Annotated in this window: 11 protein-coding genes; 4 read left to right on the forward strand and 7 right to left on the reverse strand. The window is 43.1% G+C overall.

The genetic code is table 11. From position 1 onward, the window contains the following. Positions 1-32 precede the first annotated feature (32 nt). Genes yihA through EJN84_RS01780 form a run of 3 tightly spaced genes read right to left on the reverse strand, consistent with a single transcriptional unit; the run spans position 33 to position 2,805 of the window. Positions 33-638, reverse strand: coding sequence for a ribosome biogenesis GTP-binding protein YihA/YsxC (gene yihA, locus EJN84_RS01770; protein WP_129593807.1), 606 nt, complete (start codon positions 636-638; stop codon positions 33-35). A gap of 42 nt (positions 639-680) precedes the next feature. After that, positions 681-2,159 carry a sodium:solute symporter gene (locus EJN84_RS01775; protein ID WP_129593886.1) on the reverse strand — a complete coding sequence of 493 codons (1,479 nt, stop codon included), beginning with the start codon at positions 2,157-2,159 and terminating at the stop codon, positions 681-683. Positions 2,160-2,172: 13 nt separating this feature from the next. Further along, positions 2,173-2,805 carry an HAD family hydrolase gene (locus EJN84_RS01780; RefSeq protein ID WP_129593808.1) on the reverse strand — a complete coding sequence of 211 codons (633 nt, stop codon included), beginning with the start codon at positions 2,803-2,805 and terminating at the stop codon, positions 2,173-2,175. A gap of 122 nt (positions 2,806-2,927) precedes the next feature. On the opposite strand from EJN84_RS01780, the gene EJN84_RS01785 reads away from it, so the two are divergent. From EJN84_RS01785 to EJN84_RS01800, 4 genes are all read left to right on the forward strand, one after another. Next, positions 2,928-3,890: a diacylglycerol/lipid kinase family protein gene (locus tag EJN84_RS01785; RefSeq protein ID WP_129593809.1), complete on the forward strand. Its 963-nt coding sequence runs from the start codon at positions 2,928-2,930 to the stop codon at positions 3,888-3,890. Between the two features lie 35 nt (positions 3,891-3,925). Next, complete coding sequence (locus tag EJN84_RS01790; RefSeq protein ID WP_129593810.1) at positions 3,926-5,071, forward strand: iron-containing alcohol dehydrogenase; 1,146 nt, start codon at positions 3,926-3,928, stop codon at positions 5,069-5,071. Positions 5,072-5,162: 91 nt separating this feature from the next. Beyond that, the gene (locus EJN84_RS01795; RefSeq protein ID WP_129593811.1) at positions 5,163-6,395 is read left to right on the forward strand and encodes a PQQ-dependent sugar dehydrogenase; all 1,233 of its coding nucleotides are present in this window, start codon (positions 5,163-5,165) and stop codon (positions 6,393-6,395) included. 28 nt (positions 6,396-6,423) lie between these two features. Then, positions 6,424-7,401, forward strand: coding sequence for an aldo/keto reductase (locus EJN84_RS01800; protein ID WP_129593812.1), 978 nt, complete (start codon positions 6,424-6,426; stop codon positions 7,399-7,401). A 282-nt stretch (positions 7,402-7,683) separates the two neighbouring features. Here EJN84_RS01800 and EJN84_RS01805 read toward each other — a convergent pair whose 3' ends face one another. From EJN84_RS01805 to EJN84_RS01820, 4 genes are read right to left on the reverse strand one after another with little or no spacing between them, the layout of a single operon-like run. Further along, entirely contained in the window at positions 7,684-8,145 is a 462-nt protein-coding gene (locus EJN84_RS01805; protein ID WP_129593813.1) for a V-type ATP synthase subunit K, read from the reverse strand. 41 nt (positions 8,146-8,186) lie between these two features. Further along, positions 8,187-10,010 (reverse strand): V-type ATP synthase subunit I, encoded by a 1,824-nt coding sequence (locus tag EJN84_RS01810; protein WP_129593814.1) that lies wholly within the window; start codon positions 10,008-10,010, stop codon positions 8,187-8,189. Continuing rightward, positions 10,004-10,618, reverse strand: coding sequence for a V-type ATP synthase subunit D (locus EJN84_RS01815; RefSeq protein WP_129593815.1), 615 nt, complete (start codon positions 10,616-10,618; stop codon positions 10,004-10,006). The genes EJN84_RS01810 and EJN84_RS01815 overlap by 7 nt, the downstream gene beginning before the upstream one ends. Before the next feature lie 36 nt (positions 10,619-10,654). After that, positions 10,655-11,974 carry a V-type ATP synthase subunit B gene (locus EJN84_RS01820; RefSeq protein ID WP_129593816.1) on the reverse strand — a complete coding sequence of 440 codons (1,320 nt, stop codon included), beginning with the start codon at positions 11,972-11,974 and terminating at the stop codon, positions 10,655-10,657.

Below are 11,974 nucleotides of genomic sequence, written 5' to 3' on the forward strand. Positions count from 1 at the left end.
ACAAGACAGGCAAAATAAGGGAGCTGTCTGCCTCATGAGTTTTTCAAGCTTTTGTTGACAGCTTCTATGTAATTGAGCAACTCGTCTCTGCCCTGCCCTTTTTCAGAAGAAGTAACAAAAATCGGAGGCAGTTCCTCCCAGGTCTCGAGCAATTTTTCCCGATAAGCTTCGATATTCATTTGCAAGCGGCCGGTTCCCAACTTATCGGCTTTGGTGAATACGATGGCAAACGGAATAGCGTTTTCGCCCAACCATTCCATAAACTCCAAATCGATTTTCTGCGGTTCGAGTCGACTATCCACCAAAACAAACAGGTTTGTCATTTGCTCACGCTCCAATATATAATCTTCGATGATTGCACGCAAACGCTCACGATTTTCCTTTCCCCTGCGGGCATAACCATAGCCGGGCAAATCCACTAAATACCATTCGTCGTTAATCACGAAATGATTGATCAACATCGTCTTACCCGGAGTAGATGAAGTCATTGCCAAGCCTTTTCGGTTGGCAAGCATGTTGATAAGCGATGATTTCCCGACGTTGGATCGTCCGATGAAAGCATACTCCGGTTTGCCCTCCTGTGGACATTTTCGATAATCGGTATTACTAATCACAAATTCTGCCGTTTTAATAATCATAACGAATGTATTTTTTCTGAATTTATTTTTTCTCGATAAACATTATTGGCGAACCATCTGATCGCTACGTCGAACAGAAAGCAGCCACAAACCCAATCCGGTAAGTAGTCCGTTCATTAAAAGCAATTCATAACCAACAATATATCCTGCAAATTTTTTCATTGCCACTTCGAAAGCAAAGCACAAAATCGGAGCCAACACCGCTACATAAGGAACGTACTTATCCACAGGTTTTAATCGCGTATAAAGTCCAAAAACATACAACCCGAGCAAGGGCCCATAAGTATAGGACGCAAGCTTATAAATCGCCGTAATAATACTATCCGAGCCAATAGCATCGATAATCAGGATTATAATCACAAATACGGTACTGATTCCTATATGAACAAGCCGACGTGTATGGATATTTTGCTTCTCGAGATCGGAATTATTATTCGCGGTTTTCATTTCGAGAATATCCACACAAAACGAGGTTGTGAGTGCTGTCAATGCAGAATCGACACTCGAAAAAGCGGCTGCTACAATGCCGACGACAAATACGCCTAACACAACTTCTCCCAAGTATTGACTGGCAATCATCGGCAAAATATTGTCCGAAACGGCGGGAAGCTCGATTCCCTTTTGCTGCGCAAAAATCAGAAGTAAAACACCCAGACACAAAAACAAAAAGTTGATCGGCGCAAAAGCGAGCCCATACGAAACCACATTTTTCTGTGCATCTTTCAGGTTGCGAATCGTAAGATTCTTCTGCATCTGATCCTGATCGAGCCCCGTCATCACGATAGTGATAAACATGCCGCTGAAAAACTGCTTGAAGAAATTCTGTGTGCTTGCCCAATCGTCAAAAACAAACATACGCGAATGCGGATTATTTTTGATGGCAACGGCCATTTCTCCGATGTTCATATTTATCTCTTTTGAAACGTAAAAAATAATCAATACTAATGCCACAAGAAATAGTAATGTTTGAAGCCAATCCGTCCATATAATGGTTTTTATTCCGCTTTTATTGCTATAAAGCCAAATCACCAAAATAATGCCGACAACAGTCAGCACAAAAGGAACTCCCCATTGATCGAAAACAAGCGATTGAAGAATGAATGCAACCAGATAGAGACGTGCCGCCGCTCCTACAATTTTAGAAACAAGAAAAAACCAAGCTCCCGATTTATACGATTTTTCACCATAACGCTGACCAAGATATCCATAAATCGTTGTCAGATTGAGGCGGTAATACAATGGCAAAAGCACGTAGGCGATGACCAAATAACCAAAAAAGAACCCGAAAACCATTTGCATATAGGTCATGTCGAGATTTCGAACCATTCCGGGAACGGAAACAAAGGTAACACCTGAAATCGATGTTCCAATCATGGCCACCGCCACCACATACCATTTTGATGATTTGTTGGCTCGGAAAAAAGCATCGTTGTCCGATCCCTTACGACTGGTAAGATAAGACACGAGCATCAACAATCCCAAATACACAGCAATAACTATCAAAATAAAAGTGCCCTGCATCCTTGTTTCCACTTTAAAGGTTCATGAAATAGTCTGTCAGCTCGGGAAACGAATCGAATTTCAAAACATACCGGTCGGTCGTTCCAAAGCCATACGTAACGAAAACAAAAGGCACTCCGGCTTTTGCCGCCTCGCGGCTATCCGAATCGGTATCGCCGATATAAACCGGTGATTGCAAACCGTTCCGTTCGATGAGTAACTGCATATTCACACTTTTGGGTTGAAAGTTCTGGCCATGTTCGGCATAATCCAAAAAAAGCGATCGCGTGTTGGTGTAATTCATAAAATTCACCAGTCCACCTTCTTCGCAATTACTTACCAAATAAAGTTTGTATTTCTTCGAAAGTTTTTCCAATCCTTCCCGCACTCCGGGAAAAACGCGGGGAGTCATACTTCCCTGCATCGATAAATAGGCATCGATCACCGCCTTAAACAATTCGTTTTGCTCCTCTTCGCTCGCACCGGGTAAAATAGTATTCAACATATATCGGGCTTCTTTGCCCATGAGGGCGCGAATATCGGCACGCGTAACTTTTTTGTCATGACCGGTCTTCTCAAGTCCTATATTCCAGCACTTCACATAGGTATCCACGTTATCCCAAAGCGTTCCATCCATATCAAAAATCAATCCGTCGGGTCTTTTCATCTCAAAATCAATTTTAAATAGAATGCAAAAGTAAGTAACCACGACAGAAAGGGCAACTAAAAGAACGTTAAAAACAAAATGCTGCTCTATTTTATGCTAAATTTGCAATAAAGATGTGCGTTATGAAAAAGTCGCCTATTTATGTGATCATTAATCCGGTTTCGGGTAGCGAATCAAAACAGAATATTCCCGAAATGATAGCAGGCGCTTTCGACCAGCGACAGTTCGATGTGATAATTCGCATCACCGGCTATCCCGAACATGCCACCGAAATAGCACGGGAAGCCATAAACAACAATGTCAGCACTGTGATCACGGTCGGAGGCGACGGCACTGTGAATGAAGTTGCTCGTGTTCTGGTTGATACCGACACCACGCTGGGCATCATTCCTTCGGGATCGGGAAACGGATTAGCGCGAGAGCTGGGCATTCCTATGGATACACCAAAAGCTATCGAAATCATACGCGACAATCATACACGTATAATTGATTATGGTGTTGCCAATAACCACATCTTCTTCACTACTTGCGGAGTAGGATTCGACGCATTTGTAAGCGAAAAATTTGCCGACGAAAAAAAGCGAGGTCCTCTCGGCTATGTTCGTAATGTCCTGGAAAGTGTGATTGATTTCAAATCGGAAGATTATGAGATAATCTACGATGAAGGTTCGATAAAAGAACGTGCTTTTATCGTCACTTGTGGCAATGCATCACAATATGGCAACGATGCTTTCATTGCACCGGGAGCCAATTTAGAAGATGGCAAAATGAACGTGTCGATACTCAAGCCACTGAACGCGCTCGAAATACCTCAAACCACACTACAGCTTTTCACCAAAAATATAGATAAAAACAGCAAGATGATTACGTTGATCACGAGTAATCTCGTCATCAAACGATCACATCCCGGCATTATGCACGTCGATGGTGAACCTGTAAGTACAGATCGTGAAATTCACGTTAAAATCGTGCCAAAAGGATTAAAGGTTTTAGCGCCGTCGAAAATGGACATAAAAAAGAAAGAAAACGAAAACATTTTTACTGCACTCACTCGTTGGCTTGCTGATGAAGGCTCAATTTTCTAAATCGAAATAATCAATCCACAATAAAACTTATTTATATGAAAAACTTTATCTTTCAAAATCCGACCAAACTGGTATTCGGAAAAGGACAAATCGCTAAATTACCCGAATTGATTCCGGACAATGTCCGATTGATGATCACTTTCGGAGGAGGGAGCGTCAAACGAAACGGTGTGTACGACCAAGTGAAAGAAGCATTGAAAGGTCGGGAATACATCGAATTTTGGGGAATTGAGCCCAATCCTCATGTAGAAACACTGCGCAAAGCTATTGACGAAGGCAAACGAAATCAAATCGATTTTTTGCTTGCCGTTGGAGGCGGCTCGGTACTTGATGGAACCAAACTTATCGCTGCAGGTATAGCGGACGAAAGAGATGCTTGGGAAATTGTACTTTCGGGCTATGCCGATAAGCAAATTCGGTTTGCTTCAATTATGACTGTGCCTGCTACCGGATCGGAAATGAATCAGGGTGGCGTCATTTCGCGTGCCGAAACAAACGAGAAATATGGATTTGGGGGCAAAAATTATCCCGAATTTTCCATTCTCGATCCCGAAGTTACTTACTCGTTGTCCGACTATCAAATCGCATGCGGACTCTCGGACATCTACACGCACGTCATGGAGCAATATATGACTACTCCCGGACAGTCACGTATTATGGATCGCTGGGCCGAAGGATTGCTATTGACCGTTATCGAAATTGCTCCACAAATCAAAAACGATCACACTAATTACGATCTGATGGCCGATTACATGCTTTCCGCCACACTCGCATTGAACGATTTCATCCGCATGGGGGTCACCGAAGACTGGACGACTCACCAAATCGGGCACGAACTCACGGCTCTACATGGAATCACTCATGGACATTCGCTTGCTATTGTTATGCCTGGTACGCTTCGCGTGCTCAAAGAGCAGAAAAAAGCCAAACTGCTGCAATATGGCGAACGGGTTTTCGGGATTACCGAAGGTTCGGAAAACGAGCGCGCCGACAAGGCAATCGAAAAAACCGAAGATTTTTATCGTTCGTTAGGTCTTTCAACCCGTTTATCCGAAGTGAACATTGGCGATGATACCATCAAAATCATCGAAGAACGCTTCAGCAAAAGAGGTTATTTTTTGGGCGAAAATCATAATGTGAATTCGAAAATTATTCGCCAAATTTTGGAAAGTTGCAAGTGAAAGTTCGGACACGATTCCTCTTTTAACATCTCACACATAAACCATTTGTTTTATGCAATGTTATAAGTAATATCGAAAAAATACTTTCAATATGAAACCGAGAACTTTTTTTCTTATCTTTTTCATCCTATTGTCAGTTTCCATATCTTGCCAGGCCCAAGAAAAGGATAAAACCACGAATGGACAAATTGGTACACTTCCTCCGGTAGAAACTCAACCGGCAAATACCAATTATGCTCCGGCATTTGAAGGACAAACGCGCATCGGAGGCGTAAAAACCATTACACCTTACGAAGTGAAAATAATTGCCGAAGGGTTATCGAAACCTTGGGGCGTCACTCCTCTCCCTGATGGAAGACTGGCTATAACCGAAAAGGGTGGAACCATGCGTATTGCCACTGCCGAGGGGTCGGTCAGTGATCCGATTATAGGATTTCCTGCAGTGGATGACCGGGGTCAGGGTGGCTTGCTTGATGTGGCTCCCGCTCCCGATTTCGAAAGCAGTCGAATGTTGTATTTTACCTTTGCCGAAAAAAAGCCTCAAGGTTCGCTTACAGCAGTTGGAAAAGGAAAACTTTCGACCGATGAAACCAAAATCGAAAACTTTCAGGCAATCTTCCGAGCTGTTCCCTATTTTGATAACAGCATGCACTTTGGTAGCCGCATAGTTTTCGATAAAAACGGCAATATTTTCGTCTCTACCGGCGAACGCTCGGACCTGGCCACACGCCCTAAGGCACAACTTCTCGATAACGGATACGGAAAGGTAATCCATATTACTCCCGAAGGGAAACCGGTACCGGACAATCCTTTTATAGGCGTAACAAGTGCTATGCCCGAAATCTACTCTTACGGTCACCGAAACGCTCAGGGACTGGCCATTCATCCCGAAACGAATGAGTTATGGCTCAGCGAGATGGGACCCCGCGGAGGCGATGAGCTAAATCTAATTGAAGCGGGAAAAAATTACGGGTGGGCTGTCATAACTTACGGTCTCGAATACAGCGGCAAACCGGTGGGCGAAGGCATCACCCAAAAAGAAGGAATGGAGCAGCCGATTTATTATTGGGATCCGGTGCTTTCTCCAAGCGGAATGACGTTTTATAGTTCCGATATCATCCCCGAATGGCAAAACAATTTGTTTATCGGGGGATTGAGCAGCAAGCATATTGCCAGACTTGTCATACGCGAGCACAAAGTGGTGGGAGAAGAACGGTTGCTTGCCAATGAGAATCAACGCTTTCGCGATGTGGCCGAAGGCAAGGATGGTGCTCTTTATGCAGTAACAGACGAAGGCAGATTATACCGTATTTCCAAAAAATAATAAACGATCGGACTAAAAATTACAGCCAATGAACAAGCGAGAATTTATCAAACGGAGCGTTACGGGAGCAATAGCTTTGGGGATAACAGGAAAAACATCCGTTACCCTCGCTGAAAATCAGAAAATTCCTGAAGTAAAAAAACGCAAGCTTGGCAAAACCGGATTTGAAGTTTTTCCTGTTCTTTACGGTGGTATTATTTCGAGGCAAGACGGACAGGAGGCTTCGAACAATTATGTCGCCTGGGCAATCGATCGTGGCATCAATTATTTTGATGTCGCTCCTTCTTATGGCGATGCACAGGAAAAACTCGGAATTTCGCTGCAACCCTACCGGAAAGACAAATATTTGGCCTGCAAAACAACACAGCGCAAACGGGTGGACGCAGAAAAGGAATTTGAGCAATCGCTGAAAATGCTTCACACCGATTATTTCGACGTCTATCAACTTCACAGTCTGACTACACCCGACGACGTAGATCAAGCTTTCGGTCCCGGAGGGGTTATGGAAATGATCGAAAAAGAAAAACAACGAGGACGTATTCGCAAAGTCGGGTTTTCGGCACATTCGCAAACACAGGCCATTCGCGCCATTTCGATGTATGATTTCGACACGATGATGTTCCCTACCAATTGGCAAATGATCATGCGTGACGGATGGAGTACCGAAGCAATAAAGACCGCAAAAAAACACGATATGGGCGTTATCGCCATCAAAGGCCTCATTCATCGCAGTTGGATCAACCAAGAGGAGCGGAAAGCATACCCTAAATCCTGGTGTAAACCCATTGATGTGTCAGATGTTCCTTTCGGAGTTGCTGCCCTGAAATATACTTTCAAAAGCGGTGCAGACGTAATAATTCCGCCGGGCGACTTTCGCGATTTCGCATTCTGTGTCGATCATATCGACGAAATTTTAGGATCTCCTCTTTCAAATAGCGAACAGGCACTGCTCGATCGCGAGTTTCTCGCCGTAAAAGATCACCCTTTCTTCGAACCAAGAACATGAGAAGGGAGAACGTTGTAAACAATTAATCGAACAACCGCCATTTTGTACTTTACGAGTACGGAAGGATTGCGATCCTTCGGGAGTATATCCAACTCACTGCGGAGTGTCACTCTGTCGGTCAATAGCGCTCACGGGCAATTCAAAACTTCTTCCGCAATGTGCAACTAAACGTATCCATTGATAATTGCAACGACAATTTCACCCGACAAAACTAAAAAAGTTGTTTCAAACTGGTTTTTGAAACAACTTTTTTTAGTTGATAACACAGCTCTCTTTTTCAAACTAAGCTACTGCACTACCTATAAGAAATACTCCTGCCAAGGCTACGATAGCATAAAGCTCGGGAAATACGGCCAAGATAAGCGTGTTTCCGAAGACATTGTGTCCTTGTCCTATAGCGGCTATACCGTTGGCACATACTTGTCCCTGTCGGATAGCTGACAATAAACCTACCAATCCCATTGCCAATCCTCCACCAAAAACAGCCGCTGCCTGTATGGCAGTTATTTGAGGCGTTAGAACCCCAAAAATATTTTGGAACATAAAATATCCTGCAAAACCATACAAGCCTTGTGTTCCCGGAAGTGCGGTCAATACAAGAAAATTTCCGAAAGCACTCTCATTTTTCTTTAAAGCTCCTATTGCAGCATTTCCCGAAATAGTAACTCCATAAGCACTTCCGATTCCGGAGAGCGCAATCATCAGGCCTATGCCCAAATAGGCTAATAACAAATTTGTATCCATACTCTAAATTGTTTTATTGTTGTTAATTGAATCGATATATTCTATGATAATTTTCTGAAAGGACTATACTTTTTTCCTCCTCCCGAAAATTCGGCATTTTTATAAAATTCTACGAATGTGAGACGCATCGGATGAACAAAAGCGCCCAAAGTGTTCATAAATATAGTGATGGCATGCCCCACAATAAATATCAGTGCGGCAACTATCGGCCCCAAAATTACATTGTCCGGGCTCATTCCGGCAGCAAGGCTATTGAATACGCTTGCCAATATACTTCCCGACAATCCGAGTGCAAACAAACGCACATACGACAACACATCTCCAAGCAAGCCTGTGACCATATTATAAGTATCCCAAAGCGCCAATCCAAAATTCATGAATAAATTTTTACCCGGCGAATTGAAAAATAAGATGAATATGGCCGATATCCCGATTATTGTCAGATGCAATGTGCCGAACATAGGCATAATTTTCGGCAATAACGCCGAAATAATCATACTTACCAACAATACAAACCACCCTATTGTGGCTAAACCATACACAAATCCAAATTGACGTATCCTGTTAAAGACTTTAAGAATCATACCAAACAGTATCTGTACAACCCCAAGCACCAGAGAGAGGATAAACATTTGATTGTTGTCGAGAAAAACGATTGATTTCAGTTTTTGAAAAACGGGTAGTTGCATATCGTAAATCTGAAATCCGAAAAATCCGCCGGTCAGTAAACCGCAGAAAAACGCCGAAGCGCCCAAAATCTGCACCAATGTCAGCATCCCTCTTAGATTAGCCGAAAGGGTTTTCCGCATGAAAATTGCAGCGACAGTGGACACAAGAAAGAGAAACAATCCGTATCCGACATCGCCGAGCGACAATCCGAAAAATATCATGTAGAATGGTGCAAAATAAGGAGTCAGATCTATCTCATTATACTTGGGCAACATATACATTTCGGCTATCGGCTCGAAAAGCTTCGTAAACTTATTGTTCTTAAATTTGATGGGAACATCGTCTTCCGGAGCGGGATCAGAAATTTCGAAATAGGCATTTTTCGATTCGAGATATTGCGAAATCTCGTTCATATTGTCCTCGGGAGCCCATCCCTGCAAAAGCATCAATTTATCGTCAGCAAGCTTATTGCCACTGCTTTTCACACGGGCAAAAGTAATTTCCGATTCAACTTGTTTGATCGCTACATCTAGTGAAGGAATATCAGCCGATAACTGCGTCATCTGCAGTTCGAGCTGTCGCATTTCATCTTTCAACGAATCTGTCAACCCATTAAGTTTGCTGAGCGAAACTTCGGGTATTTTCACTTCCTCTATATTGAGCTCATCAATGGGAACATCACTCTTTGTAACGGTAATAAAATATGTTTTGGAAGCTTCCTTCTTTATAAGAATTGCATCTAATTTCGACTCCAATTCAGGATTATATTGAGAACTCGGAACAACAAAAAAATGAATCTTATAGCCGCTATCTGATATTTTTTTCAGTATCTGAGGATCAAAATCGCCCCAAGGTGCTATCGCATCGCGTTCTTTTGTGGCAACCTGCAATTGTTGTTGAAGCAAAGCTTTTTTCTGTTGAATGCCATCGACTTCATCAATCAACTGAAATCCCCGTTCGATATCGGCAGGATGAAGTGTTTGATCGTTTTTTTTATCCCGTGCTTTATTTAATACTTTTTTTGTTTCCTGCAATTGTTTAAGTTTTGCTACAAGCGATAGAGATGCCTCATCGTCGGAAACCACTTTATCGTTGGTGGCAACGTGAATCAATCCCAGATCACGCAGATCGTTGAGAAACACTTCATAATCTTTATAAAATACCAAAAAGGTAAATTTTTTCATTTTCGCTACCATAGGCTGTTCCCTTCCTGTTTACGTTGTTCCTGATGGGCACGCATGATTTTCTGAGACGATTTCGAGAGATTTTCTTCATCTTCGAGATAACGTTTTATTTTCAAAATAGCATCCTGATAACCGGGAATCTGAACTTTTTCGAACAAGTTGACTTTTTGCGTAGTTTTTTTGCGCGCAAACTCCAATCTCGTTAATTTCAATTCGTAAAAATCGCGCTTGATACCTATTTCGGCCAATGTTTCGAGAGTTTGAACTCCGTCCAAAAACCATTTAGGTTGATTGAATAAACTGAACGGCTTTACCTCAAAATCCACTTTGTCGAGTGACGGAACAGGAACACCGGCTATTTTTTGTCTCGAGAGATGAACATCTTTAATACTGACAAGCGAAGCATCGAATTCTGTCCACAAGCCCACCATCTTATCATAGGAGTGGATTTTTTCTTCGAGTTCCTTCTCAAGCAGCTTCATTTCGTTTTTTGCCTTTTTCACTTCCATACGCAAAGCGGTTTCCTTGCTTTGCAGCGTAGGCAATGCCCGAACCCTTACATTTAGCTGTTTTTCGAGTTGTTGCCGCGACGTTTTATTGTATTGAAATTTGATTGCCATCTGATAAAAGAGTGAAAACTTCGGAAAATAACACAATCAGTTAGTCCAATATTTTTCGACCAATTCTTGTTTCATATTGACTTCTGCGGGCTTGAAATGCCTGGAAAGCAAACTCCAGGTTTTGTCCAACATTTCGGTTGTATTTAAATTAACGTCGATCGAAAGAATATATTCGGAATAATCGCGAGCAAAAGCCAGCGCACGCTCATCGTAATCGGTGAGATCGAACCCGTTTTCGAGTTTCGTTTTGGCATTGGCGGCGTCGGCATAAAGTCTGACAGCAGCATTCATAATCTGAGGATGATCTTCACGTGTTTTCTTGCCTTGAACCAATTGTTTCAGGCGCGAAAGCGAACGGAAAGGATCGACGATGACCTTACCCACATCACTATCCCGACGCAAAAACAATTGGCCTTCGGTGATATATCCCGTATTGTCGGGAACGGCATGCGTGATATCGCCTCCCGAAAGAGTAGTTACAGCGAGTATAGTGATGGATCCACCCGTCGGAAACTGAGCAGCTTTTTCGTAAATTTTAGCCAAATCGGAATAAAGCGAACCCGGCATCGAGTCTTTCGAAGGAATCTGATCCATACGATTTGATACGATTGCCAGTGCATCGGCGTAGGAAGTCATATCGGATAACAAGACCAGTACTTTTTCGTTTTTGTCAACAGCGAAATATTCGGCAGCAGTTAACGCCATGTCCGGAACGAGTAATCGTTCTACGGCCGGATCTTCGGTAGTATTCATAAAACAAATGATTCGGTCTAAAGCGCCGGCATTGCTAAACACATTTTTAAAGTACAGGTAATCGTCATAGGTCATCCCCATGCCTCCCAAAATTATTTTATCGGTTTCGGCACGCAAGGCCACCGTTGCCATAACCTGGTTGAATGGTTGATCGGGATCGGCAAAGAAAGGAATCTTTTGTCCTGAAACAAGCGTGTTGTTGAGGTCGATGCCTGCTATACCGGTTGCGATCAGCTCCGACGGTTGTCGTCTGCGCACGGGGTTTACAGAGGGGCCACCAATGGGCCGTTCTTCGCCTTCGGGCACAGGGCCACCGTCGATAGGATTGCCATAGGCGTCGAAGAATCTGCCGGCCAACTGGTCTCCAACTTTTAAAGATGGGGCCTTACCCAAAAAAACCACTTCGGCATTTGAAGGTATCCCTTCCGTTCCCTCAAAAATTTGAAGCGTAACCTCGTCTCCTATAATCTTCACAACCTGTGCAAGACGACCCTCGACGGTTGCCAATTCGTCATAACCCACATCGGTAGCTTTCACCGAACAAGTAGCTTTTGTAATCTGGGTAATCTTCGTATATATTTTTTGAAATGCCTTTGCCATGAT

Source organism: Seramator thermalis, from assembly GCF_004138125.1.
Classification (GTDB): domain Bacteria; phylum Bacteroidota; class Bacteroidia; order Bacteroidales; family Dysgonomonadaceae; genus Seramator; species Seramator thermalis.